This window comes from Bacillus salacetis, from assembly GCF_003581585.1.
Taxonomy (GTDB): Bacteria; Bacillota; Bacilli; order Bacillales; family Bacillaceae_B; genus Rossellomorea; species Rossellomorea salacetis.
Genome location: NZ_QXIR01000036.1, coordinates 1 through 24086, shown reverse-complemented (window position 1 = coordinate 24086; position 24086 = coordinate 1). Strand labels below are relative to the sequence as shown.

The 24086-nt window shown below is 45.9% G+C and carries 22 protein-coding genes and 3 riboswitches; of the genes, 6 read left to right on the top strand and 16 right to left on the bottom strand.

All coding sequences use genetic code 11. The annotated features are described in order from the left end of the window. Nucleotides 1–2 precede the first annotated feature (2 nt). Together D3H55_RS19840 and D3H55_RS19835 are read right to left on the bottom strand one after the other, a co-directional pair. Nucleotides 3–659, bottom strand: a complete 657-nt coding sequence (locus D3H55_RS19840; RefSeq protein ID WP_119549045.1) for a methionine ABC transporter permease — start codon at nucleotides 657–659, stop codon at nucleotides 3–5. Beyond that, nucleotides 649–1680 carry a methionine ABC transporter ATP-binding protein gene (locus tag D3H55_RS19835; RefSeq protein WP_119549044.1) on the bottom strand — a complete coding sequence of 344 codons (1032 nt, stop codon included), beginning with the start codon at nucleotides 1678–1680 and terminating at the stop codon, nucleotides 649–651. Before D3H55_RS19835 ends, D3H55_RS19840 begins: the two co-directional genes overlap by 11 nt. Before the next feature lie 88 nt (nucleotides 1681–1768). Then, a riboswitch (SAM riboswitch) is annotated at nucleotides 1769–1873 on the bottom strand. 139 nt (nucleotides 1874–2012) lie between these two features. After that, nucleotides 2013–2115: riboswitch (SAM riboswitch) on the bottom strand. A 278-nt stretch (nucleotides 2116–2393) separates the two neighbouring features. Between D3H55_RS19835 and D3H55_RS19830 the strand changes: the two genes are divergently transcribed. Next, the gene (locus tag D3H55_RS19830; protein WP_119549043.1) at nucleotides 2394–2738 is read left to right on the top strand and encodes a MerR family transcriptional regulator; all 345 of its coding nucleotides are present in this window, start codon (nucleotides 2394–2396) and stop codon (nucleotides 2736–2738) included. 4 nt (nucleotides 2739–2742) lie between these two features. After that, a complete protein-coding gene (locus tag D3H55_RS19825; RefSeq protein WP_119549042.1) occupies nucleotides 2743–3183 on the top strand; it encodes an SRPBCC family protein in 441 nt (146 codons plus the stop codon). Between the two features lie 75 nt (nucleotides 3184–3258). Here D3H55_RS19825 and D3H55_RS19820 read toward each other — a convergent pair whose 3' ends face one another. The 3 genes from D3H55_RS19820 to sda form a co-directional block, all read right to left on the bottom strand. Beyond that, the gene (locus D3H55_RS19820; protein ID WP_119549041.1) at nucleotides 3259–4359 is read right to left on the bottom strand and encodes a PQQ-dependent sugar dehydrogenase; all 1101 of its coding nucleotides are present in this window, start codon (nucleotides 4357–4359) and stop codon (nucleotides 3259–3261) included. A 320-nt stretch (nucleotides 4360–4679) separates the two neighbouring features. Next, entirely contained in the window at nucleotides 4680–5555 is an 876-nt protein-coding gene (locus tag D3H55_RS19815) for an HAD family hydrolase (protein ID WP_119549040.1), read from the bottom strand. 178 nt (nucleotides 5556–5733) lie between these two features. Continuing rightward, on the bottom strand, nucleotides 5734–5883 hold the full coding sequence (sda, locus tag D3H55_RS19810; RefSeq protein ID WP_119549039.1) for a sporulation histidine kinase inhibitor Sda: 150 nt from the start codon (nucleotides 5881–5883) through the stop codon (nucleotides 5734–5736). A 507-nt stretch (nucleotides 5884–6390) separates the two neighbouring features. On the opposite strand from sda, the gene D3H55_RS19805 reads away from it, so the two are divergent. Beyond that, the gene (locus tag D3H55_RS19805; RefSeq protein ID WP_119549038.1) at nucleotides 6391–7767 is read left to right on the top strand and encodes a YjiH family protein; all 1377 of its coding nucleotides are present in this window, start codon (nucleotides 6391–6393) and stop codon (nucleotides 7765–7767) included. A gap of 131 nt (nucleotides 7768–7898) precedes the next feature. On the opposite strand, the gene D3H55_RS19800 is transcribed toward D3H55_RS19805, so the two are convergent. From D3H55_RS19800 to D3H55_RS19790, 3 genes are all read right to left on the bottom strand, one after another. After that, nucleotides 7899–8837, bottom strand: coding sequence for an L-threonine 3-dehydrogenase (locus D3H55_RS19800; protein WP_119549037.1), 939 nt, complete (start codon nucleotides 8835–8837; stop codon nucleotides 7899–7901). A gap of 379 nt (nucleotides 8838–9216) precedes the next feature. Further along, nucleotides 9217–10407: a glycine C-acetyltransferase gene (locus tag D3H55_RS19795; protein WP_119549036.1), complete on the bottom strand. Its 1191-nt coding sequence runs from the start codon at nucleotides 10405–10407 to the stop codon at nucleotides 9217–9219. A gap of 164 nt (nucleotides 10408–10571) precedes the next feature. Then, nucleotides 10572–11594: a TIGR00341 family protein gene (locus D3H55_RS19790; RefSeq protein ID WP_119549035.1), complete on the bottom strand. Its 1023-nt coding sequence runs from the start codon at nucleotides 11592–11594 to the stop codon at nucleotides 10572–10574. 140 nt (nucleotides 11595–11734) lie between these two features. On the opposite strand from D3H55_RS19790, the gene D3H55_RS19785 reads away from it, so the two are divergent. Then, complete coding sequence (locus tag D3H55_RS19785) at nucleotides 11735–13117, top strand: hypothetical protein (RefSeq protein ID WP_119549034.1); 1383 nt, start codon at nucleotides 11735–11737, stop codon at nucleotides 13115–13117. Nucleotides 13118–13274: 157 nt separating this feature from the next. On the opposite strand, the gene D3H55_RS19780 is transcribed toward D3H55_RS19785, so the two are convergent. From D3H55_RS19780 to D3H55_RS19745, 8 genes are all read right to left on the bottom strand, one after another. Then, entirely contained in the window at nucleotides 13275–14477 is a 1203-nt protein-coding gene (locus tag D3H55_RS19780; protein WP_119549033.1) for a MalY/PatB family protein, read from the bottom strand. 203 nt (nucleotides 14478–14680) lie between these two features. Next, the gene (locus tag D3H55_RS19775; protein ID WP_119549032.1) at nucleotides 14681–15778 is read right to left on the bottom strand and encodes a PRK06851 family protein; all 1098 of its coding nucleotides are present in this window, start codon (nucleotides 15776–15778) and stop codon (nucleotides 14681–14683) included. 248 nt (nucleotides 15779–16026) lie between these two features. After that, on the bottom strand, nucleotides 16027–16707 hold the full coding sequence (locus tag D3H55_RS19770) for a DNA alkylation repair protein (protein ID WP_119549031.1): 681 nt from the start codon (nucleotides 16705–16707) through the stop codon (nucleotides 16027–16029). A 136-nt stretch (nucleotides 16708–16843) separates the two neighbouring features. Then, nucleotides 16844–17320, bottom strand: a complete 477-nt coding sequence (locus D3H55_RS19765; protein WP_168413181.1) for a DinB family protein — start codon at nucleotides 17318–17320, stop codon at nucleotides 16844–16846. 311 nt (nucleotides 17321–17631) lie between these two features. Beyond that, nucleotides 17632–18270: a YczE/YyaS/YitT family protein gene (locus D3H55_RS19760; protein WP_119549029.1), complete on the bottom strand. Its 639-nt coding sequence runs from the start codon at nucleotides 18268–18270 to the stop codon at nucleotides 17632–17634. A gap of 70 nt (nucleotides 18271–18340) precedes the next feature. After that, complete coding sequence (locus D3H55_RS19755; protein ID WP_119549028.1) at nucleotides 18341–18694, bottom strand: VOC family protein; 354 nt, start codon at nucleotides 18692–18694, stop codon at nucleotides 18341–18343. Further along, nucleotides 18691–19722 carry an S-adenosylmethionine:tRNA ribosyltransferase-isomerase gene (locus D3H55_RS19750; protein ID WP_119549027.1) on the bottom strand — a complete coding sequence of 344 codons (1032 nt, stop codon included), beginning with the start codon at nucleotides 19720–19722 and terminating at the stop codon, nucleotides 18691–18693. The genes D3H55_RS19755 and D3H55_RS19750 overlap by 4 nt, the downstream gene beginning before the upstream one ends. After that, nucleotides 19722–20450, bottom strand: a complete 729-nt coding sequence (locus D3H55_RS19745; RefSeq protein WP_119549026.1) for an SDR family NAD(P)-dependent oxidoreductase — start codon at nucleotides 20448–20450, stop codon at nucleotides 19722–19724. Before D3H55_RS19745 ends, D3H55_RS19750 begins: the two co-directional genes overlap by 1 nt. Nucleotides 20451–21082: 632 nt before the next feature. Beyond that, nucleotides 21083–21171, top strand: a riboswitch (ZMP/ZTP riboswitch). 101 nt (nucleotides 21172–21272) lie between these two features. Between D3H55_RS19745 and D3H55_RS19740 the strand changes: the two genes are divergently transcribed. Together D3H55_RS19740 and D3H55_RS19735 are read left to right on the top strand one after the other, a co-directional pair. Further along, the gene (locus D3H55_RS19740) at nucleotides 21273–22118 is read left to right on the top strand and encodes a bifunctional 5,10-methylenetetrahydrofolate dehydrogenase/5,10-methenyltetrahydrofolate cyclohydrolase (protein WP_119549025.1); all 846 of its coding nucleotides are present in this window, start codon (nucleotides 21273–21275) and stop codon (nucleotides 22116–22118) included. A gap of 179 nt (nucleotides 22119–22297) precedes the next feature. Beyond that, nucleotides 22298–23830 carry an FAD-dependent oxidoreductase gene (locus D3H55_RS19735; RefSeq protein WP_119549024.1) on the top strand — a complete coding sequence of 511 codons (1533 nt, stop codon included), beginning with the start codon at nucleotides 22298–22300 and terminating at the stop codon, nucleotides 23828–23830. Nucleotides 23831–24086: the final 256 nt, after the last annotated feature.

Here is a 24086-nt window from a genome sequence, read left to right as displayed (position 1 = left end):
TGTTATCTTCTTCTGATTTTTTTTGATGTGATGTTTCCCAGGGTTTGCAGGCCTTGCACTATGATGACGAGTATTCCGACGGTGATAAGCATGACGGCGGTATCAAAACGCTGGTATCCGTATGTGATGGCCAGGTCGCCAAGCCCTCCGCCTCCGCCTCCGACTGCCCCTGCCATTGCAGATGCCCCGACAAGGCCGACGGTGGCTATGGTGAAAGCCAGCACCAGTGAACTGAGAGCTTCCGGGATCAAGAATTTGAAAACGATCTGCCAAGGGGTGGCCCCCATTGACTCTGCTGCTTCTATGACTCCAGGCTCTACCTCCAGAAGTGAGTTTTCTATTAATCTTGCAATATACGGTCCTGCATAGAAGACCAGTGGAACGACTGCTGCCGCCGTGCCGATGGACGTCCCGACGATCAGTCTCGTTACCGGGATGATGGCCACCATCAGGATGATGAACGGTATCGACCTGAATACGTTGATGATTCCATTAAGGACGTTGAACACCGGCAGGTTCTCCAAGAGATGCCCTTTCCTTGTCACTACCAGCAGGATCCCAAGCGGCAATCCGAGAAGCGCTGAAAATAAAAGTGAAAATGCGACCATTTGAATGGTTTCGATAAGGGCCTCGATGATTTGCTCCTGATCAACTAGCATTTGCTTCCACCTCCTTGATTCGGACTTTTTCCTGATTGATGTACATCAGTGCACGCTTGATCTCACTATCACTTCCGATGAATTCGACAATCAAGTTCCCGAATGGTATGCCTTGAAGTTCCGTGATATTTCCAAATAATACATTAGTATCGATATCGAATTTCTTTGCAATCTTTGAAAGAAGCGGCTGTCCGGCTGACTCGCCGACAAAATTGATTCTGAAAATTTTCTGCAGGCCGGCATTATACCGGACGATCTCCCTTATAGAGTCCGGTAATGAATCATTCATCACCGTGCCGACAAAGTTCTTTGCTGTAGTGGTTTGCGGTGCAGAGAATACATTGAAGACGGTTCCTTCCTCAATGATCTTTCCTGCTTCAATGACTGCCACCCTGTCACAGATTTCCCGGATGACCGCCATTTCATGGGTAATGATGAGTATGGTGATGTTATATTCTTTGTTGACCCTCTTCAAAAGCTGAAGGATCGAGTTCGTTGTCTGCGGGTCCAAAGCGGATGTTGCCTCATCGCACAACAAGATGGAAGGCTGTGTGGCAAGCGCCCTTGCAATCCCGACTCTCTGCTTCTGGCCTCCTGAAAGCTGATCCGGAAAGTAGTCCGCTTTATCATCCAGCCCGACGAATTCGAGGAGCTCCGTTACCCGTTCCTTGATTTCACTTTTTGGTAATTTGGCAAGCTTCAGCGGCATCGCGACATTGGCAAAGACGGTCTTGGAGTTCAACAGGTTGAAATGCTGAAAGATCATCCCGATGTTCCGTTTCACTTCCCTGATTTCTTTTGGAGTGAGCTGTGTCAGGTCTTTTCCATCGACAACCACACTTCCTGAAGTCGGTTTTTCCAGCCAGTTGACACAGCGGATCAAGGAGCTTTTTCCTGCCCCGCTGAAACCGATGACGCCGAAGATTTCCCCCTCATTTATCTCTAAGTCAATGCCATCCAGTGCCCTGACCGGCTGGTCTCCGCTCTGATACGTTTTGGTCAGTCCTTTGAATTCAATCATCTCTGATAACTCCCTTCCTAGCTGTTGTAAAATGAAAAACCTCTCCCGGAGATGGAAGAGGTTTTTGGCACGCAGGCAAAAAGGACTCTTCTTATCTCCCAAGCTTCAAGCTTGCTGGATTTGGCACAGTACTAATCTATAGTCCGCTGCCGAGGCTTCACAGGGCCAGTCCCTCTGCCTCTCTCGATAAGAAACTTTATTAATTTCATCAGTTTACTCAGATTAAAAAGCGAATAGTCCTCTTATTCCTCCTTTTTGCCGAATTAATTTAATACAAAATAAAATGCCCTCTTCTTGAAAGCGAAGAGGGCATGATTATGTAATCCGTCCTCTTCTCATCTCTCAAGCAATGCTTGCTGGATTTGGCACGGTACTAAATAATAGTCCGCTGCCGAGGCTTCACAGGGCCAGTCCCTCTGCCTCTCTTGATAAGAAGTATGGAAATTTATTCTGTTATTTAACTTGAGTTACACTTTACATTGCCATTTCTAAAGTGTCAATAGAAAATTTGCAATTCATTTGAAAATTTATTTTGTAACCCCTTTCATTTATTAATAAGGAATACAGGCTATACTTGAAGAAAATAGAAGTGCTTAATCTGCTCTTTTCTTAAACTTGAGATACTCAATTCAGGAAAATGGCCATCATCTAAAAAAACTTTGACCATGTGGTGCACCCCATGGTTTATGATAAAGACATACAGGAGGAGAGAAATGTATAAAATCAGTGAATTTGCCGGGATTACCGGTCTCAGTAAAGAGACGCTGCGGTATTATGCAGAAGTGAAGTTACTTGAACCCGCTTATGTTGATCCGAAAAATCACTATCGCTACTATGATGACGGGTCGTACTTTCTGGCAATAATGCTCGTTAAGCTTCGGGAGTTCGGGCTTACCATCCAGGAAATGCAGAAGGTCATGAAGGATGAGTCCTTTTTTAACCTGGAAGGACTTCTGCTGGAAAAAAGAAAAAATCTTGAGGATCAGGTAATCACATTACAGAAAAAAATGACAGAAATTGACGATTTTATAGAATCAGGAAGGGAGACCTCAGAATGATCCAATGGAAGGAGAGACAATCATCTCTGCCAATATTGAAAAGGTATGGAACCTTTTCCTTGAGGAAAACATGCCCAGAATCATGCCAAAGGTCATTGAAAATAAACCTCTCCAGGTGACTGATGAAGTGACCGGCTCAAAGTATCAGCAAAGGTACCAAGAGGGAAAACGAATCGAAACCTATATTGTAGAGACTTTGGGATATGAGAATACAGAAAACAAGAAGCATAAACAAATTGGGTTCATCATTGCCAAAGCTTTTGAAATCAATCTCTCTTTCACCCTTGAAAGAATAGATGAAACGCACACAAAGTTTATCTACCAAGGATATAACAAAGGCCGCAACTTTGTCGGACGGACCATGTTGAAGCTTGGGGGTGATAAGAATAACCAAAAGGTCGTAGAGGACTTCATGGAATTGGTGAGGGAAGAGTCGGTGAAATAAGAAGTATGGCATCCTTTCTTATTTCACCATGCATGATTATACCTTGATTTGCATATCCCTATGCTAGAGAAGGAATCATTCTTCACTCCCGCCGCCATCCAATTCTGAAAGTGAAAGTCTGTATAATTTGTCATCATCCTCTGCAGGATTTCCCCTGCCATCTGTATTGTTGCTGATGAAATAAAGCGTATCTCTCTCGATATGGACGTCCCTTATCCTGCCATACCCTGACAGCACGTCCTCTACCATACCTTTATTGATGGAAAGGCGCTTGATCCCTTCGCCCCTAAGAGTCGCAAAGTATAAGCTTCCATCATGAAATGCTGCCCCGGAAGGCGCCCAGGAAGGTTCCCCTGAATGAACCAAAGGCGGCTGCATTCCCTCTTGTTCTTCACTCCCTGTGATCTTTGGCCAGCCGTAATTTTTTCCGGCTTGGATCAAGTTGATCTCGTCGAAACCTGAAGGACCATGTTCTGTGCTGTAGAACGCTCCGCTTTCATCCCAGGCAAGTCCCTGGGGATTGCGGTGTCCATAACTGTAAACATAAGAATTTTCGAACGGATTATCCGCGGGGACCGAGCCATCCAGGTTCATCCTGAGGATTTTACCGCCCAAGGAATCCAGGTCCTGGGCTATTTCTTTTTCAGTCGCATCCCCGGTTGTGATATAAAGCTTTTTATCAGGGCCGATGTCAAGACGGCCCCCATGATGATACTGCCCGCTCGGTACGTCATCCAGCAAGACAGTTTCTTCTTCCCACACCCCGCCATTCAAGTTCAACGTCACGACGCGGTTATGCGGGCGGCTGCTGTTTTGGTAAGTGTAATAAGCAAATGCACTAGGTTCCTCAGGAAAGTCAGGATGCAGAATGAATCCCAGGAAGCCTGACTCAGGAACCTGTGCCAAGGGCTCTCTTAACTCCACTTTCATTCTCGTGGTCTCACCATTCGTTATTTTGACGATTCCCCCTGTCCGCTCATTGATATAGAATGTATTTCCTGACTTATTGATGGACCATGGAGTTTCCAGTCGATCAGCCAGGACCTCAGCTTTTGGAGCTTCCCTTCCTGCCGTTTCTATCCCTTCCTTTGGGTCTTCAGGCTCAGATGGTGCATTGGAACAGGAACCAAGCAGTAGAATCAAAAGAATGAAAATGAATTTAAGCCGTTTTTTCATACAGCATCTCCTTTTTATTTTTTCACAAAGGCTATTTTCGTGAAGTTTGCTGCTCGTTCATGCGAGTTTTAAAAGAGCAATTCCTCTATCCTCTGAGGAGCTCCGTAAATAAGTAAGACAAAAGCTTCCTCTCCCTAATAAGAGACGAAATTTTGGTACCAGGGGGAAGTCCGGGTTTAGAGATTTTTCCGAAAGCAGCAATTTATGCAAAAACAATCTTTTAGAAACAAAATCTCAGCGGAATGCTTTCCAAAAAACACACCTCCCAGGTAATATCCAGGAGGTGCAGGTATATTCAGTATGTACCCGTTAAAACGGGATTAATCCACAGTTGCGGGTTTATTTTCCAAAGCTTCGTAAATCGCTCTCGCGACACCGTCTTCTTCATTGCTGGAAGTCTTATAGCTGCAAAATGCCAGGATTTCTTCCGCCGCATTGGCCATGGCCACCGGTCTGCCCACAACCTGCATCATTGAAAGATCATTTAGGTTATCCCCGACTGCCAGAGCTTCTTCAACCTTGAGCCCTTTTTCTTCAATCAGCTTTTTCAAGGCGATTCCTTTTTGGGCTTCGACACTTGTCACCTCAAGATTTTCCCTTCCGGATGCACTTATGGCGAGACCGCCTGCACTTTCAAGCTGGTCCCTGGCTGTTTTCAGCAGGGAATCATCAAAAGAGAATACGAGGAACTTATAGACAACATTACCGCTTGCAAATGCCTCGCTGTAATCCTCGACAACTCTGATATGGCCTTTCTCGAAACGCTCCTTCGCTGCATCCCTTATCGCCTGCTCAGAAGTTTCCGGGTTGGCTGTCTTGAAAATATCGATGATCGACTGGATCCCTCTTTCGTAATCCTCTGTATAAACACCTTGGTTTGTATATAATTCAAAGTAAATGCCAAGGTCCTTCAATATCCGCATCACTTCAAGTGCCTTTTCTTCCTGGATGGCATTCGTTTTCACGACTTGTCCTTCCTCATTTCGGACTTCTGCCCCATTCACACAAATAATCGGGCAGCTTATCTCCGCTTCCTCCAGGACATACCTTGCTTCTTCATAAGACCTTCCTGTCGCCACAACGACCTGGACTCCTCTTTCCTGAGCCTCCAGGATGGCTTTGCGGTTCTCTTCGCTTATTTCTTGTTTCCCATTCAAAAGGGTTCCGTCCATATCACTAGCAATTATTGAAATCATTTCTTATTACCTTCTTTCTAAAGGAGATTAAATCCAATGGTGCAGGACAAGTCCTTACCTGCCTAACAGCATTCTACCATCTCCATGTTGATTTTTTGTAAAGATAGACTCTGAGTTAGTTTGCCCTTATCAGGATTCCTTATCTAAAAATGGTCCAATAAAAAAAGAAGCCCCTTATTCAAGGCTGCTTCACTAACGTTAATATCAGACCGCGTCTGTTCATTTCGTCTTTCACCATCTCTGTGAATTCTGCCACGACCTTCTCTTCTACCGATCGCTGGTAGATTTCCAGAACTTCATTATCCGAAAGGTCAAAAAGAGAGTTCATCCTGCTCACCTACAATTGTTTTTAATTTGCAATAATTGAATCTTTACCCCCTTATACCCAGGGGTAAACCTTTATTCCTACTTTTTTTACTTTTTTTTAGGCTCTTTTCGTAAATTTGTTGCTATTCACTATATATTTCAACTAATGTCCTGGTAAATAGCCGTAAAAAACACCGGTGAGCAGGGAAGAAAAGAGCTGCTCGTTCTTTTTCGAGAGTAATACCTTTGAAAACAGGGGAAAAATCCGGCACCTGGGATTTTTCCGAAAGCAACAATAAATGCAAAAACAGCTTTTTTAAAAAGAATCAGAATTACACCGGAAGCCTCTGTCGAATTTGTTCGATTTGTTATAAAATTTTGAATATATCTTCTTCTGTTTCTATAATAGAAGAAAAGGGAAAGGAAGGGAGGGAAACCTGCTCGGCAGCTTGGTATTTTCAGGTATGTCTGGACAGATGAATAAATATAAGTTATCGTGTATTTTATTACGTTGTTGAGGTGAAGTCAAATGGACAATGGACGATCGAATGTCAAAGCAAATGCAAGCGCGGGAAATGTACTTCTATTTCTTATCCCGTCTCTTTTAGGAATAATTCTGTTCATGATCCCGATTCCGCAGGGTGAGGCGGTAACGATCCCGATTGCAATCCTTTCCGGATTTGTTCAGGATACAATAGGGGAATACGTCCCTGCAATCATGACCGGCTTAATCATCGTGACGGTCTTGGGCTCTTTTGCCGCCAAATTTTTCAAACCGGATTTCATTATGAATAACCCTTTTTTAAATAACTTATTTGCTGTAAATATGTTATGGCTCATTATCCGTCTTTTCGGTGGCATCTTCGCCGTGATGACTTTATTCCAGATCGGACCGGAAGCGGTTTGGGGGTCTGCAACCGGAGGCACCCTTTTAAGTGTGGATGGATTACTGACGATCCTGTTCTCAGTGTTTCTTTTTGCCGGGCTTTTCCTTCCGCTATTATTGAACTTCGGTTTACTGGAACTGCTGGGTGCGCTGATGACAAAGGTCATGAGACCCCTCTTCGGACTGCCGGGGCGTTCATCGATTGATGCCCTTGCTTCCTGGCTTGGTGATGGAACAATCGGTGTGCTGCTGACCAATAAGCAATATGAAGATGGCTATTATACCAAAAAAGAAGCAGCGATTATCGGTACGACATTCTCTGTTGTCTCCATCACTTTCAGTCTTGTTGTCATTTCTGAGGTTGGTCTGGGAGATTATTTCCTGCCATTCTACGGTGCGGTCGTACTTTCAGGGGTTGTCGCAGCCCTTATCATGCCCCGTATCCCTCCGCTTTCGCGAAAGCCGAACACTTATTATAACGGCCAGGAGGGCGAAGATACGATGGAACTGATCCCGGAAGGATATTCCCGGCTTGGCTATGGATTCGAGCAGGCGCTCATACAGGCCCGTAAAAATAATAACATTGGCAAGTTCTTCGCAGATGGATTCAAAAACGTGCTGGACATGTGGCTCGGGGTTGCTCCCATCGTCATGGCGATCGGTACTGCTGCATTGATCATCGCTGAAAACACACCGGTATTCAGCTGGATCGGAATGCCATTCATTCCGATTCTTGAATTGCTCCAGGTTCCCGAGGCTGCTGCAGCATCCGAAAGTATCCTTGTTGGATTCGCAGATATGTTCCTGCCGGCAATTTTCGGTTCCGGAATCGAGAGTGAACTGACACGCTTTGTCATTGCCAGCCTTTCTGTGACACAGCTGATTTACCTGTCAGAAGTCGGCGGCTTGCTGCTGGGTTCAAAGATACCAGTCGATTTTAAAGACCTGGTATTCATCTTCCTTGAAAGAACCATCATCACATTGCCGATTATCGTTTTAATCGGGCATCTTATTTTTTAGTCTTCACCCCCCTGCAGAAGGACTGCGGGGGTTTTTGGGTTTGTCCCGGGGATTCAGAGTTTGACGCAGTTCTCTTTCAGAAAGGAATATAAAAAAGCGGATGCACCAGGCACCCGCTCCTCAAAACATCTTTACTTTTTTAATTTTTTAAGCATATCTTCCGTCATGCGTTCAAGATCATACTCCGCCTTGAAGCCCCACTCATCAGCTGCAGCAGAAGCGTCGATCGAGTTCGGCCAGCTCTCGGCAATTCGCTGTCTGACCGGGTCTACATCATAATCAAGTTTGAAATCCGGGATGTGCTTGCGGATTGCTTCCGCCACCATTTCCGGTTCAACGCTCATGGCGGTGACGTTGAAGGAATTTCTGTGTTTAAGCTTGGATGGATCCGCTTCCATCAGGTTGATGATGGCATTCAAAGCGTCAGGCATGTACATCATGTCCATGTAGGTGCCTTTGTCGATGTAAGAGGTATAAGAGCCGCTTTCAATGGCTTTATAATAGATATCGACCGCATAATCTGTCGTGCCGCCGCCCGGTGGTGTCGCATAGGAAATCAATCCGGGGAACCTCAGTCCGCGGGTATCAACGCCAAACTTATTGTAGTAATAGTCACAAAGAAGCTCACCAGACACTTTGTTGACCCCATACATTGTTGTCGGACGCTGGATGGTATCCTGCGGGGTTTGATCCTTTGGTGTAGTCGGACCGAACGCACCGATGGAACTTGGTGTAAAGAACTTGCAATTAAGCTCTCTCGCCACTTCCAGCGCATTGACTAGCCCGCCCATATTCAGGTTCCAGGCAAGCAGCGGCTTGGCTTCTGCCGTTGCTGAAAGCAGCGCTGCCAAGTGAATGATGGTATCCACTTCATGCCTCTTGGCGATGTCGAACATTTTTTCAGCGTCCGTCACATCCAGGATCTCAAAAGGTCCTCCCGTGATGACTTCGCTATCTATTGTACGGATATCCGTGGCGATGACATTGTCTGTGCCATAGATGCCGCGCATTTTAATGACAAGCTCTGAACCGATCTGTCCAAGAGCCCCCGTTACTAAAATCTTTTTCATTTTGCAACCTCCTATATATAAAGCGGAAGCGCCTTGACCAGCCCCGACAGGCAAATGTTCCGAAGAGAAAAAAAGGCGCTCTTCCTTTTATTCTCTTCGGGTTATTTGACCCCGAGGGGCTAGGCGCTGGAGCTGGATTGATATAAAGCGCAAGCGCCTTGTTCAGCCCCGACAGGCATAAGACGAGCCGGCGGAAAGGCTGATCCTTGCCTTTCTGACGGATTGGCTTATGACCCCGAGGGGCTGGGCGCTGGATCGCAGAACTAAATGACCCGGGTTTCACCTGTCCCGTTAATCCTGCAGCTCCTCAGCTTCCGCTTTATCCTACCCTTTATAAATACTGCTCTTTTTATAGTTTTCTGTTAAATAGATTGACTGTTTAGATCAGATTCATTTCTTTGCCGACTTTTTCATAAATGGCAAGTGCCTCATCCAGCATCTCTTTAGTGTGAGCGGCCGTCGGCATATTTCTTACACGGCCTGTCCCGCGCGGCACTGTCGGGAAGACGATCGATTTCGCATAGACACCTTCTTCGTTCAAGCGCTTGCTGAACTGCTGTGTTGTTTTTTCATCCCCGATGATGCAAGGAGTGATCGGCGTTTCACTTTTTCCGATATCATAGCCGAGTTTCTGCAATCCCTCTTTCAGGTAATTGCTGTTTTCCCACATTTTGTCCTGAAGTTCTGTGCTGTTCAGGATCAGCTCGATAGCCTTCGTAGTCGCGGCAACATCGGCAGGAGTCAGCGCTGTCGAGAACAAGAATGGTCTTGACGCTACTTTCAGCCAGTCAATAAGGTTCTGTTTACCAGCTACATAGCCGCCGATGACACCGATGGCTTTGGAAAGGGTACCGATCTGGAAATCGACCCGATCGGACAGCCCGAAGTGTTTAACTGTCCCGGAGCCTTTTCCAAGCACTCCTGAACCGTGGGCGTCATCAACATAAGTCATGATGTCGAATTCTTCGGCTATCTCAACGATTTCAGGAAGCTTCGCAACATCACCATCCATGGAGAAAACACCATCTGTTATGACCATCACTTTATTGTACTGCCCTGATTCAACTGCTTCTTTTGCTTTCGCGCGGAGGTCCTCCATATCAGAGTGATTAAAGCGGATGACCTTGGCACGGGAAAGACGGCAGCCGTCAATGATCGAAGCATGGTTCAGTTCATCTGAAAGGATGGCGTCATTCTTATCCATAACAGCGGAGATGGCTGCCATATTACAGTTGAAGCCCGATTGGTAAGCAATCGCTGCTTCCGTTCCTTTGAACTCAGCGATTTTGCTTTCAAGCTTAAGATGGATATCAAGGGTGCCGTTGATTGTACGAACAGCGCCAGCGCCGACTCCATATTTTTCAACTGCAGAAACGGCTTCTTTCTTAAGCCTTTCATCCGTTGCCAGGCCAAGGTAGTTATTGGAGGAAAGATTGATCAAATCTCTTCCGCCGATTTTGATGATTGGGCCGTTAGCACTTTCAACGGGATCGATTTCATTATAAAGGCCGCGGTCTCTTAAATCATTCAGGTTTTCATTTAGGAACTGATCTAATTTTTTGCTCGTCATATTATTGAACCCTCCATATAATTATGAGAATTGTAAACGCTTCAAAAACAAATGTTCACCTCAGGCGGACATCACTTTCAAGACAATCAATAGATGGATGCTATGTTTCATACCTATTTATTTTAACATGTTTACGTGTGGTGGACAAAGTTATTGTGCTGCAGTCAAACATTCCCTGTGTAGGCATGATTGTTGTACCATATTGTGATGATCAGAAATAAGAAGATGATACTGACAAAGATCAAGGCGAATTTCCTGGAGTTATTTGCCCGCTGAATTTCATCATACTTGATAGGCCGGATCCCTGACAGGTTAAAGACAACTACGGCTGATAGAAGAATGCTATTGATATTCACTGACAGCAGCAGAAAGGAAGGAAGAACATGCTCCCATAGCGCTGCACCGATTGTTACGCCAAGGACAATGGCCGGAGGGAGCAAAGCCACTGCAACCATGACACCGACCAGTGAGCTTGGAGAACCTCTCAAGATTGCCAGTGCTCCTGCCGCTCCAGAAGCAAGTGCCAGGATCCCATCTAAATAATCAACCTTCATCCGAGATATAAATTCTTCACTTTCCACTGGAACAGGCAGCACCAATCCTGACAATATCGCTATCACCAGCGAAATACCCACTCCTGCCATGACAGTAAGCAGAGCCTGCCTGACGAGTTTGAAATCACCGAGGATCGAGCCAAAAGCCAGGGAAATCACCGGTCCAAGCAGAGGGGCGATCACCATTCCTCCGATCACTATCGCTGAACTATTCTTGATGATTCCGATGGCCACCACAATGGACGAAAGGATGACAAATAATAAATAATTCATATGAATAGTGCTCATTGATTCGATCTTTACATATAATTCATGCCTGCTTGCCCGCTGGATTGAATTACGTTCTTCTTCCTTCTCTTTTTTTTCGTTCTCTATCTCCTCATCTGTCTTGCGCCTGATATGGCTTTGAACAGGAAACAATGTAGCTTCGAATCCATCCACCACATTTATGATGCTTTCAAGGTAATTCAGGATTTCTTCTGAATCGTTGGTTTTGACTATCATTCGGACAAGACATTTTTCCTTTGAATGATTACGCACCACGTACGATGTAGAAAAGAACTTGCGAAGCTTTTCATCTACTTTTTCGAAATGTTTTTTGGGAATATACGCTTCAATGAGCTGTAATGACATGTTCTCACCCTCTATCAGCTAGACGTTTGATTTTACATAGTATTGCTGAAAAATAGGGAATTTACTCCATTCGACAAATTCCGGGTTGTGACTGTTACCATTGAAGTATGTTATACTGAAATCAAAAGGAGGCGGTCATTGTGGCGACCAATAAGGTATTGCTGGAACACGGAGAGTTCACCCCGGAACGAATCGCATTCTACAGGGATATTGCTTTTGTTGAAGCAGTCAATTCCCGCCAAGAACTTCATTATCTTTTTTTCTATAAAGAACAATTCCTGACTAACAAAAAAGCCTTGAAGCTCAAACGGAGCTCATTTATCGAACAGGCTTTCAAAGAGGGAATTGTTTTTTTATGTCCTCATCCACTGGCCGACGAGCTGCTGGAACAGAACACCCGATCAAAGGTGATCAGTTTCAATGAGCTTCATAAAAAATTGCAGGCCGGAATGTCACCTCAGGAAATATCTTATATATTCAGTGCACTGGATTCGTTCATCGCACCGGAAAAGCTTTTCCGGCTGATACGAAGCCACTATTATCAGTACCGCCGTGACGGACAGTTCCTTCACGCATACAAGATCTTGAAAATCCTTGCTGATATGGCCCCCGATAACGCTTGGGTACGCCAAACCTCAGCCGACTTAAACTTCCGCCCCTATGAAAAAATCTATATGCAGCATCCACTCAAGCTGCTGGAAAAAGATCCTCTCTATGCAGTCTCGGAGTTTTGGAAAAACAGGCATGAACAAGAAAGCAGCGAAGCGCTTCAACAACTGGTGCTCAAAAGGAATCAGAAGCTGACTGTCACAGCCTTAATGATCGAAAGCTTGCAGAGAAATCCCGGCAATGAAACCCTTCAACCTTTGACCTTATGGTTACGAACCCAATTCAAACAAGACGTCTATCGTGAACTTCTGTACACGCTGGCGATAGCACTCCCGGCTAATCATGAACTTGTGCAGCAGCTCCTCCAGGAACTGCTGGATGCAGGCGAACACGAAAAAGCCCTTGAACTGCTGTGCAATGCACCTGATAGCGCAAGCAGGATCCACACTGATATTCTGACGGACCTCTTTGAAAGAATACAATGGCAGCAGGCATCCATTCCTATTGAAAAACTGAACAATATCTTGATCCCCGCCCTCCAAGAGGAACCGGCAAAGCTGGACAAAATTTTGAAATCCTGTGTCCAATCACTTCTTAAAGGCCATGATGTTTCTTTTGTAGCTGACTGGATGTCGCCTCTTCAATCAAAGAATCTATCACTGCCTATAGCAGAGAAGATTAAAAGAATGAACACACTTCTGGACGATCCTGACCACCAATCGCAATTGGGTGAATTCTACTACCAATTCAATGTCATCGACCGGGCTATCGACTGCTTCAGCTGGGACATGGAGCTGCGTCCCAATGATCCAGCCCCGGTCAAGTGGCTGTCCCGCTTATACAAGGAGAAAGGAATGGCAAACGAAGCAAAAGCCTATCAGCAGGTATTGATGGAGATGCAGAAAAGGGCGTAATTCAAGGGTCTAAGGTGGGAGCAGCACAGCGAGGAGGTTCACCTGAAGAATCTGGGGAGGAATACTGTTATATAAAAAAAAGCCTGTAGACATGGTCCATATCCAGGACCTTATCCACAAGCTGAGAGGCTGCTTGTTAAGCAGCCTCTTTCTAATACTAGCATTTGCCTCCATTTGCAGAGGATATTTGAGCACGGTCCTCAACACGTTTCCGCAATACTGCCTCGTCCATTCTCTGAAGGGCCATTTCGAGACGTTCACGCGGGCAGGCAATATTCATCCTGACAAACTTTCCGCCGCCCGGCCCGAATTTGTACCCTTCGTCAAACTTGATTTTGGCTTCCACCAGGAAGAACTCAAACAACTCCTCATGTTCCATGCCCAACTCTGAACAGTCCAGCCAAATGAGATGAGTCGCTTCTGGTATGACAGCTTTCACTGAAGGGATGTTTTCTTGTAAATAATTCACGGTAAACTGACGATTTCCTTCAAGATACATCAGCAGCTCATCAAGCCACGGTTCTCCCTGCTCGTAAGCCGCTATCGTTCCTTCCACACCGAAAGCATTCGGCCGGGACATCCCAAGGTTCAGCAGCTTCTGCTCATATTTCTCCTTCAGCTCTTTATTCGGAATCATCATTATCGACGTCTGCAGCCCTGCGATATTAAAGGTTTTGCTTGGAGCCGCACAAAGGATGCTGTTCTGCTGAAGGTCCTTTTGAATACTGAAAAGAGGATGATGCACAGCGCCTTCATAGACAAGGTCGCCATGCATCTCATCCGAAATGATCCAGACACCATGCTTCAGGCAGATTTCCGCGACTTGCCCCAGCTCTCTCTTTGTCCAGACCCTGCCAACAGGATTGTGGGGGCTGCAGAGGATCAACACTTTCGTCTTTGGATCCGCTGCTTTTGACTCCAGATCTTCAAAATCCATTTCATAATGTCCATTTTCATATGTAAGGGTGTTTTTTAAAATTGTACAGCCATTATTTTCAACTGTACTGTAGAACGGATAGTATACAGGATCCTGCACAATGACAGAATCACCCGGTTCCGTCAGCAGTCCCAGCAGGATATTCATCCCCGGGATGATCCCCGGGCTGAAAGCGATCCATTCCCTTTTCACCTCAAGGCCATGGCGTCTCTCCCACCACATTTGTATTGCATGGAAGTACCGCTCGCTAAACGTCGTATATCCATAGATGCCATGCTTCGCTTTCTCTTTCATGGCTTCTGTGATAGCTTCTGATACTTGAAAGTCCATATCGGCAATGCACATCGGGATGATCTCTTCGTCTGAAAAAGACCATTTGACTGAATGGGTATTATGCCGCTCTATACAGTTATTCCAATTCATCACTATTTCCCCCTTTTCCCCCTGATTTTGAATCCCCTATGTATCACTATACCATGAATCAAATGGCTGTTAACCTCGAACCTTATGTCAAGGATTCCCTTATCTTTAGCACGTTAAACCGCTAAAAGGGACAGTCCCTCTTAGTGGTTTAACGTGCTAAAGAAGCAAAGGATGGGCCTGGTGAAACGGTCCATCCTTTGCTTCTAGTCTTTTTGAGCCAGCTGTTCCAATTCGGACTGTATCTTATCCTTCAATTCACCAACAATATCAAAGTTCATTGCGCTGATATAGTAAGCTTCAAGTTCGTCATGAAGGGACTTGGCTCTTGCCAGGCAAGAAGTGGCTTCTTTCATTTTTCCCGCATAGTTCTTGCTGATTTCCTTGATTTCATAGGCATATTTCTCGTCAGTTCCCGGCGTCACAGCCCTTTCATACACATCGATGATTTCATCCCCACTGCGTTCAGGGAAATACTCATGAGGAGCAGTGCTGTCAAAAATTGCGAAGCCAAGTTCGCGGACAATCACCATATCGAGGCTGTTCGGGTCGAAGCCGCAGTGATAAATCTCAACGTCGAGTCCCCTGTCCTCTGCAGCCTGTGCCAGTTTTTTCAGCATTGTGGATTTCCCTGTCCCCGGCCTGCCTTTGATGAAGTACCGCTTTGGAAGGTCTTCTGTCAGGTTGCCGATGAAATCACGCGGGCCCTTTGGCGTTGCGGCCCCCAGGAAGCGGTGCCTTACCTCACCTTTTTTGTTTAAGTATATATGAGAGAAAAAGGTTTCCATCAACTCAGCAGTCAATGCATCGCATTTTTCAAAGCTCATGTTTTCGATATAAATTTTTTCCCAGTCATCGTGTATCTTCAAGGCCTGTGCAAATGTGCTGTAGGCTGCTTGAAATGCCGAGGAAATTTCACCTGTCAGGGCTGCGATCTCTTCCTTATGGCTTCTCAGCATATTTGAATCCCAGGCAGAGCCGAGGTTGATATATTCCTCCACCACTCCCGGGAGATTCGGCTCTATGACATGGGGGGCTGTTCCATCAACAATGCCGACACTCAATGCCGGGATGATCAGTCCGTCAATACTTTCATTATCGGATGAACAGTGCAGGTACTCGATATCCCACCCCTCTCCGCTCCAGTAACTGCCGATCGATTTCATCAACGATGACTTTCCGGTCCCAGGCCCGCCCTTCAAGATAAAAAGGCGGTCGAGCCCATGCAAGTTGGAAGCATATAAGCTGTGAAAGCCCCTTGCTGTATTTCCGCCGGCATAATAATTACGTACTTTTCCGCTCACTGCAAACACTCCTTTTCGTAAACTGATAAAATAGGAGAACACATTCTATCTTATGCAGCATATCCGCCTGGGTGAATGCCCAAATGAAAAAGGATAAGCAGGAAGTTGACTCTGCGTGCAGGTTGATGGCTTCCATTTTGAGATTCAGGAACAATGGCAAGCAAAGACGATGTTAACTTTTTCGAAGGATGAACCGGGGGAGCCACTTCCCGCCGGCACCGAGTATTAGTCTGCTTCCAAATTCCAGCTCATTTAGCTTTACTGCTATTCACGTGCTTCAAGCCTTCCCTCTTGCTCAACGGGCGCAGGTCTTCTTTTTCAATGAACCTTTTAACCTGCTCCGGGGCCGTCTTGGAATATTCCCTCAGTGCCCACCCGATCGCCTTTTCAATAAAGAATTCCCTGGAGGAAGAGTGCTGCCGGATATAGGTGAACAGCTTTACTTCATCTGTTTCCCCTTTATAGCTCAGCTGATGAAGGATCGCTGTCCTGTTCAGCCAGAAGTTATCGGAGGAAATCCATTTCACCAAATAAGCTTCCCCCTCTTCCGGATATTTTCTGATAATAAAACCGGCTATCCTTGAGGCAATCGTATCGATCGTATCCCACCAGGACTTCCTTAAAACAAGCTCTTCCAGCAGGGCGAGATGTTCAGGACCGAGCTTTCTCCGTTCCTTATCCAGTAGAGTAAGAGCCAGATATTGAAATTCCCGTTCAGGTTGACCCCAAAGTTCCCGGACCGCTTCGGGCAGTTCATCCAGCGGCGGAATGCCATTCTCTTTTATAAAACCGCGAAGAAGTTCCTTTCTTTCAGGCGTTTTAATTCCCAGGAATTCAAACTGATTCCGCATATAAGCTTTCATAGGACCGGCATTTTCTTCATTTTCATGCTGCCGGAAAAGACCGATCAACTGCTGTGCATACGTCATTTTTCATCCTCCTCTTGTTTTTTTTCGCACTCAAAACACACAATCTCCTTTGAATCCGGGTCGTGTATACCATTGAAAAAACCATCCAGACAATATACAGGCTTGCTGCAGGTTTTACAATCTCCCACATACTCTCTCATTGATCCATCTCCCTCAGGAAATAGATATAATCAGTTGAAATCCCGATGTATCCCTGCTGGCGGAGCATGGCACTGATATTTCCCCGGTGATAAGTTCCATGATTGACCAGGTGCTGAAGCAAATCCCCACGCTGGTTGGTGAACTCTTCACCAGACGAGGTGCGATAGTGTACCAGGCTGGTCAAATCCCGGCTTTCCGCAATAAACCGCTGAATGTCCATATGTAATTCCTGAAAAGCCTGCCGGTATTCACCGGGTGAAGAAAGCGTTTTGACCTCACCTTGAAATTCTTTATTCATTCGGCCGTACCATAGAAGATCGACTTCATATTGATGAAAAAATGTCTCCTCTATCGATGGAAACACGCTTACAATCTGTGCTGAAAAGGCTTGAGGCACCTCCTTTTCTATGTATGAAAGCAGCTTTTCCACAGCCCAGGCATGATAGTGGAACAGCTGTCCTGATTTTTTCATCTTCATCCCCCAATTCACAGGTTTTACTACTTCCTTCTGCACCCGGATGGCTTTCACCTTCTTTCCTTTAGGTTTCTTTCGTCAGGCTCTTTTCGTAAACTTTGTTGCTATTCAAGATGAATTTCAAATAATATGTTGATATATCGCCGTTAAAATCCCGGGAAGCAGGAATATGTAAAGCACCCTTCCTTTAATAATCATGGTATTTTACCCTGGATACTAAAAAGTTCACTTCCGATCCACAGCAGAGTGTTCGAAAAGTCCCTATTTAAAAAGGCATTGTCACCCGGTGACATGCCTTTTGAAGTAAGCTATATTTTTGTAGAAGCCGCTTCTGCCCCTCTCGCAATCATCGTGCGCATAAGACGCTGGCATTGCGGAAGGGAGATTCCGACAACCGATCCAAGGAAGAAGGCTATGATGATTGTACCGATTCCGACCGGTCCGCCCAACATCCAGCCCAGCAGGAATACGGTCACTTCAATCCCGTTCCTGACCCACTGAATCTTCCAGCCTGTCTTTTCTACAATCAGCAGCATCAAGCTGTCCCGCGGGCCTGCACCGAAGTCAGCAGATACATACAATCCGATACCGTATCCAACGATGATGGTACCAACAGCGAATAAAATACTTTGAATCACGATGGACGAGGTGTCCGGAATGATAAAATTGAAAAAATCTATGAATAAACCGATCAACAGCATGTTAAGGAATGCGCCTATCTTAGGAAAGGTCCTGGTTGCAAGTCCGGTCACCAATAATAGCACAAAACCGGCAATGATCGACCATGTTCCGATGGTCAGGCCAAGCTTCAGGAACAAACCATAATGGAAAACATCCCAGGGTCCGATGCCCAGGTCTTTACCCTTGATAGTCAAGGTGATGCCGAATGCCAGGACTAATAATCCGATGGTGAAGAACGACCAGCGCAATCTATATTCTCTGTTCATGATATCCCATCCTACTTGTTAGTTTGTCACCCGGAATACTTTATCATAGATTCCTATTTTAATAAACACCTCACCCGCGGGAAAGGAGCTCAATCATTTCCCCGTCAGGCCCTTCATAGAATATCACAGTCGCACCGGAGTCTAAATGATACGGCCCTTCTGATGGATGCAGGCCGAATTTCCCCAGATGCTCCCTCCACAATGGCAGATCCTCCACTTCCCAGGCAAAATGCATATTCGATGACCCTGTAGATTCTTCTCCGGTTTCAACTAACTCGAGGATAATGGATCCCCGTTTCATGAAGATTATTTTTTCATCCTCCAGTATGAGGCATTCCTTCACAGTGAATTGGAAGATCTCTTCATAAAAGCCGCACGATTTCTTGAGGCTGCTTACCTCAATTCCTCCGTGGTGCCACTTCATTGCAGGACATTCTTTCTTAAAATCAGGTTCATGTCGCCAAACTCATGCCAGAGGTAGCCCCTTTTCAGAGCTTGCCGGTAAGCCTCAAACAGTTGATGTTCCGGGGTGAACGCTGTGAGCATTTCCAAGTGGGTCGCTTCCGGTTCATGGAGTCCTGTGATCAACCCATCAACAGTCTTCAGTCTATATTCTTTTCGGATATAAAGGCTGGTGATCCCCTCAGCCTCCGTCAGATCTCCATTTTCATCAGCTGCTGTCTCTAAAGCCCGGACAACAGTTGTTCCGACTGCGATCACTCTTCCATGTGCTTTCTTAACAGAACGGATGAGGTCAACGGTTTCTTTCGGAATATGGTATGATTCAGGATGCTTTTCAGGATTCGGCCATCGGTCATGCCCGTAATAGCTCAAACCCGTATGCAGTGTCAAAAAGGCTGTCTTGACCCCTTTCTCCTTGAGTTTCCCAAGCAGATTCCAGGAAAAAGCACGTCCGGCGGAAGCCATCTCGACTGAGCCGGGAACGGATGCATAGGCAGTTTGATAGGCATCAAGCGTCCAGGCTGAATCGATATATTCATAGCGTACCGGCTCCCCCAGCCTGTATATATAGTCCATCAATTCGACTCCGCTTATTGAAAAGGCGAGGATAATCAGCGGCTTTTCTTTCCCTGTGCCTGTTACCACAGCGCTCACACCTTCATTCAACATCAATTCATCCCCAGCTGAAAAAAGTCCGCCCCATATCAACGCTTCCCACCTGTGATCATCCAGCTGCCTGGATAACCTTACTTCCACTTCGCGATTGCCAGCTGCAGCCTTTAAGACCGCCGGGATGGTCCGGCTATTATTGAAAACGAGAAGATCCCTCTCATTAAGGAAGTCCGGAAGAGAGGAAAATCGTTCATGATGAACGTCCTCCCCCTCCATGACCATCAACCGGACGTCGTCCCTGCCCGATCCCCGCCGTTCTGCTGGAACTTTGGCGTTAAGTGATTGCGGTATTTTAAATGCATTTCCAATGGCAGCCATCAGAGTACCCCCTCATTCACATCGAATTTCTGAGCTTCAAACCTCTCCCCGTTTACATCTGACGCCTGATCGGATGCAAGGTACAGGAAGATTCCCACAGCATCCGCAGGCTCTGCAAGCTCATACTCACAATCAGGGACAGCCTTGGCATGCATTTCTGTATCCATCTCCCCAGGATCGACCATATTCATCCGCACCCCGGTCCCGCTTAGTTCGTCTGCCCATGTCTGGGTCATCCCTTCAACAGCGAATTTACTTATTCCATAAGCTCCCCATTCCGCAAACCCGATTTTGCCTGCTTCTGACGTCAAATTGATGACTGAGCCTGTTCCACGTGAAACCATCCCGGGTAGAACACGTTTAGTCATGATGAACGGATTCATTGTATTGACCTTCATTACTTTCTCAAACTCCTCATCAGTGTAATCCAGCAGCAAGCATGGCCCTTTCCCGAATATGGAAGCATTATTGATTAACACATCAATACGCCCATAGACTTTTTCCGTGATGGAAACGACCCTGTCGGCATCCCTGGAATTTGATACATCGGCAGCCACCGCAAGCACTTCTGCACCCATTGCTTCCAAGTCCTGCTGCACTTCCTTCAACTTTTCTTCACCTCGTGCACAAATGGCAAGCTTGGCACCCTCTTTGGCAAAAGCAAATGCCAGCTCTCTCCCCAGTCCTTTGGAAGCCCCTGTAATCATAACCACTTTGTCTTTACTCATTGTAATATCCCCTTTCGTTTTGCTAGTACTTTCATTATATTGAGGATACCTCTTGAACTAATCGGATATAAGGGAGAGACCGCTTTCACTAATTAGCCGGATTCCTTTCTACGACTTTTGGATGAACCTTTTGATTGCTTTTCACTGCAGGCCTCCAAGACTCCGCTGAGCAGGCGGTGAATAAAAAGCGAAAGCGGCCTTTAGCGACGTACAGATGGAGGGCTCCCGCATGAGAATAGAGGAAACACAACGAACAAAGTGAGTTGATATTGACTAATCGCAAGGAGGGAGAACGAAATCTGCCAGTCGCTGGAGCTGGATTGGTCTCCTCAGCTTCGCTTGCATAAAAAGCGGAATAGCCCTGACCAGGCAAGACAGGCAAATGTTTCGAAGAGAAAAAAGGCATTCTATCCTTTTTTTCTCTTCGGGTTAATTGACCCCGAGGGGCTGGGAGCTGGGTTGGTGGTCTCATCTGTCCTGCTAATCCCCCAGGAAGGCGCAAACTTTACCTTTCAAGCAATCACTGATTGTTAAAACCCTCTAATTACAGCTTAAAAAAATACATAAAAAACGAACATTAAAGGTAGAAAATAATTTTATATTCGTGTTATACTGAAATCAACAATTAAATCGATGAAAGCAGTGACTGGCGAAGACTGTGGAACCAACCACAAGGGAGCTGCTTTTTTTAGCTTAATAGCCGTTCGCCTGGGCTGAGGCTGATTTTCAGGACCACGCTTTTAGGGAGAAGCATGTTCTGCAAGTCAGTCTCTTTTCTTGTTCTGAAATCAAACCTACAAACAGTAACCAGGAGGGAATAGAATGATTGTAAACGAAAAGCTGATTCTGGATGGCAGCCGTGTCGCATCTGCAGTAAAAGAGGATTTGAAGCCAAGAGTCGATAAACTGAATGAAAGTGGGATCACACCTTGTCTTGCCACTATCTTGGTGGGAAATGACCCTTCTTCGGCCACTTATGTCAAAATGAAAGGAAATGCCTGTGAACGTCTAGGCATCCTCTCCAAGAAAATTGAACTGGCAGAAAACACCACGACAGAAGAATTATTAAAAACGATTCAATCATTAAATGAGGACGAAGGGGTTCACGGAATTCTCCTTCAGCATCCGGTTCCCTCCCAGATCGATGAACGCGCAGCCTTTGAAGCCATAGCCATTGAAAAAGATGTGGATGGAGTCACTTCATTGGGGTTTGGGCAGACTTCGCTCGGATTCGGCACATACCCATCCTGCACTCCTGCAGCCATCCTGGAGATCATGGATTATTATGAACTTCCAATTGAAGGGAAACATGCTGTCGTAATCGGCAGGAGCCCTATCCTTGGAAAGCCTGTCTCTATGATGCTTTTGAATCGCAATGCTACGGTCACAACCTGCCATTCCTATACTGAAAATCTTGAAAATATCGTGAGAAATGCCGACATCGTTGTAGCTGCAGTCGGCAAGCCGAACTTCGTTAAAGGCTCCTGGATCAAGGAGGGTGCAATGGTGCTCGATGCCGGTTACAACAAAGGCAATATCGGTGATGTCGACTACGAGGAATGCCTCAAGCCTGCAAGTGCCATCACACCCGTTCCAGGCGGCGTCGGCCCTGTAACCATCTCCATGCTTCTAAGGCAGACCGTCGAAGCAGCTGAAAAGTTAATCTGACATGCATTAGACCCTGCATCTTTGCAGGGTCTTTTTGATGGCTGGCATTATTCCTTTAGCGCTTTAAAGCAGCCGGGGACTGTCCCCGGCTGCTTTAAAGCGCTAAAGTATATGGCCAAAGGCATAATTACCCTCTTTATGGAAATTATAGTTCTATCAGGATATTTAGGAGGATTAATATGTCATCAGATGAGAAGAAACAGGCTTTGAATGCAGCGCCAGAGCCCTATTGGAGGGAAACAGCCAGCTTTGACAGCTACCCGGCACTTGACCAGGATACAGAAGTGGATATTGCCATTGTCGGCGGTGGAATCGCAGGGATTACAGCAGGCTATGAACTGGCCAAGCAAGGAAAGAATGTAGCAATCATAGAAGCGGACAATATCCTTAATGGCACAACCGGCCATACGACAGCCAAGATCACCGCTCAGCATGGGCTTATTTACGATGAACTAATCCAGCATTTCGGCGTCGACCTCACAAAGACATACTACCAGGCAAATGACGATGCACTGCAATACATAAAGAAGAATGTCAGCAGCCTGCAAATCGACTGTGACCTGACTGAAGAAGATGCGTATGTCTACGCCATCACAGAGAAATACGATCAAAAGGTTCGTAAAGAATTCACTGCTTACAATAAACTTGGAATTGATGGGGAACTGGTTGAACAACTGCCGATCGACCTCCCTATCAAATCCGCCGTAGTGATGAAGAAACAAGCACAATACCACCCATTGAAATATTTAAAAGCACTCGTTGAGGAGTTTACCAAAAGCGGCGGTACCATCTACGAGAAAACAACAGCCGTTGATATCCAGGAAGGGAGCAATCCAGTCATAGTGACAAAGGACGGCCGTAAAGTGACCTGCAGCAATGTCCTTATTTGCTCTCACTTTCCTTTTTTCGATGGCAAGGGCTTTTATTTTGCCAAAATGTATGCCAGCCGCTCCTACATTCTTGGTATCAAAGCAAAGAAGGACTTCCCCGGCGGTATGTATCTGAATGCCGAAAGTCCATCACGCTCGCTGCGATTTACCGATACGAACGGAGAGAAATTGATACTGGTCGGCGGAGAGGATCACAAAACCGGCCAAGGGAAAGATACGGTCAAGCATTATGAAGCCTTGGAAGAGTATGCAGAATCAGTCCTTGGCATTGAAGAAAACCCTTACCGGTGGTCAGCACAGGATTTGATATCAGTTGATAAGGTCCCATACATCGGCCAACTGACTTCCAGCCATAAAAACATCTTTGTCGCAACAGGCTTTAAAAAATGGGGAATGACATCGGGAACTGCTGCTGGTATGATCCTGTCGGACTTGATTGTAAAAAAAGCAAGCCCATACGAAGAAATTTTCAGCCCATCACGGTTTGCGGCCGACCCGAGCATCAAACATTTCCTTCAGCAGAATGGCGATGTTGCCAAGCACCTGATCAAGGGCAAGTTGACACCGGCTTCCACTTCACCTGAGGACCTAAAAGAAGGAGAAGCCGGCCATGTAACCGTCAACGGCCAGAAAGGCGGCGCCTTCAGGGATGAAGAAGGCAACCTCCACATCGTTGATACGACATGTACCCATATGGGCTGCGAGGTTCATTGGAATCATGGAGAGCGCACATGGGATTGTCCATGCCACGGTTCACGCTTCTCATTCGACGGGGAAGTATTGGAAGGTCCGGCTAAAAAGCCATTGAAGAAACTGGATTGAGAAATCTTGCTCTTTTACTGGGTATACGGGATAGTGTTTATCGGCGATTTGGGAGATATATCAGCGATTTTTCAAATTTACCGGCGATTTCGGAAATATATCGGCGATTCTCATCTTTTATCGACTATCCGACAAAAATCGACTAACAAACATACAAAGCCTTTTCACCAAACCAAATACAAAAGGGTACCTCACCAAGATGAGGGCACTGAAAATCTTCATATTTTTAAAACTTAATTATAAATATCAAACAAAA

Bases quoted from the DNA above. Each gene is read 5' to 3' on its own strand.
- D3H55_RS19825 (WP_119549042.1), top strand. From the start codon at position 2,743: ATGGAAGGAGAGACAATCATCTCTGCCAATATTGAAAAGGTATGGAAC.
- D3H55_RS19795 (WP_119549036.1), bottom strand. From the start codon at position 10,407: ATGACGAGCAAAAAATTAGATCAGTTCCTAAATGAAAACCTGAATGAT.
- D3H55_RS19840 (WP_119549045.1), bottom strand. From the start codon at position 659: ATGCTAGTTGATCAGGAGCAAATCATCGAGGCCCTTATCGAAACCATT.
- D3H55_RS19765 (WP_168413181.1), bottom strand. From the start codon at position 17,320: ATGAAAAAATCAGGACAGCTGTTCCACTATCATGCCTGGGCTGTGGAA.
- D3H55_RS19835 (WP_119549044.1), bottom strand. From the start codon at position 1,680: ATGATTGAATTCAAAGGACTGACCAAAACGTATCAGAGCGGAGACCAG.
- D3H55_RS19815 (WP_119549040.1), bottom strand. From the start codon at position 5,555: ATGATTTCAATAATTGCTAGTGATATGGACGGAACCCTTTTGAATGGG.
- D3H55_RS19800 (WP_119549037.1), bottom strand. From the start codon at position 8,837: ATGAAAAAGATTTTAGTAACGGGGGCTCTTGGACAGATCGGTTCAGAG.
- D3H55_RS19770 (WP_119549031.1), bottom strand. From the start codon at position 16,707: ATGACGTATGCACAGCAGTTGATCGGTCTTTTCCGGCAGCATGAAAAT.
- D3H55_RS19805 (WP_119549038.1), top strand. From the start codon at position 6,391: ATGGACAATGGACGATCGAATGTCAAAGCAAATGCAAGCGCGGGAAAT.
- D3H55_RS19740 (WP_119549025.1), top strand. From the start codon at position 21,273: ATGATTGTAAACGAAAAGCTGATTCTGGATGGCAGCCGTGTCGCATCT.
- D3H55_RS19780 (WP_119549033.1), bottom strand. From the start codon at position 14,477: ATGAATTGGAATAACTGTATAGAGCGGCATAATACCCATTCAGTCAAA.
- D3H55_RS19755 (WP_119549028.1), bottom strand. From the start codon at position 18,694: ATGAAGTGGCACCACGGAGGAATTGAGGTAAGCAGCCTCAAGAAATCG.
- D3H55_RS19750 (WP_119549027.1), bottom strand. From the start codon at position 19,722: ATGGCTGCCATTGGAAATGCATTTAAAATACCGCAATCACTTAACGCC.
- D3H55_RS19820 (WP_119549041.1), bottom strand. From the start codon at position 4,359: ATGAAAAAACGGCTTAAATTCATTTTCATTCTTTTGATTCTACTGCTT.
- D3H55_RS19790 (WP_119549035.1), bottom strand. From the start codon at position 11,594: ATGTCATTACAGCTCATTGAAGCGTATATTCCCAAAAAACATTTCGAA.
- D3H55_RS19735 (WP_119549024.1), top strand. From the start codon at position 22,298: ATGTCATCAGATGAGAAGAAACAGGCTTTGAATGCAGCGCCAGAGCCC.
- D3H55_RS19760 (WP_119549029.1), bottom strand. From the start codon at position 18,270: ATGAACAGAGAATATAGATTGCGCTGGTCGTTCTTCACCATCGGATTA.
- D3H55_RS19745 (WP_119549026.1), bottom strand. From the start codon at position 20,450: ATGAGTAAAGACAAAGTGGTTATGATTACAGGGGCTTCCAAAGGACTG.
- sda (WP_119549039.1), bottom strand. From the start codon at position 5,883: ATGAACTCTCTTTTTGACCTTTCGGATAATGAAGTTCTGGAAATCTAC.
- D3H55_RS19830 (WP_119549043.1), top strand. From the start codon at position 2,394: ATGTATAAAATCAGTGAATTTGCCGGGATTACCGGTCTCAGTAAAGAG.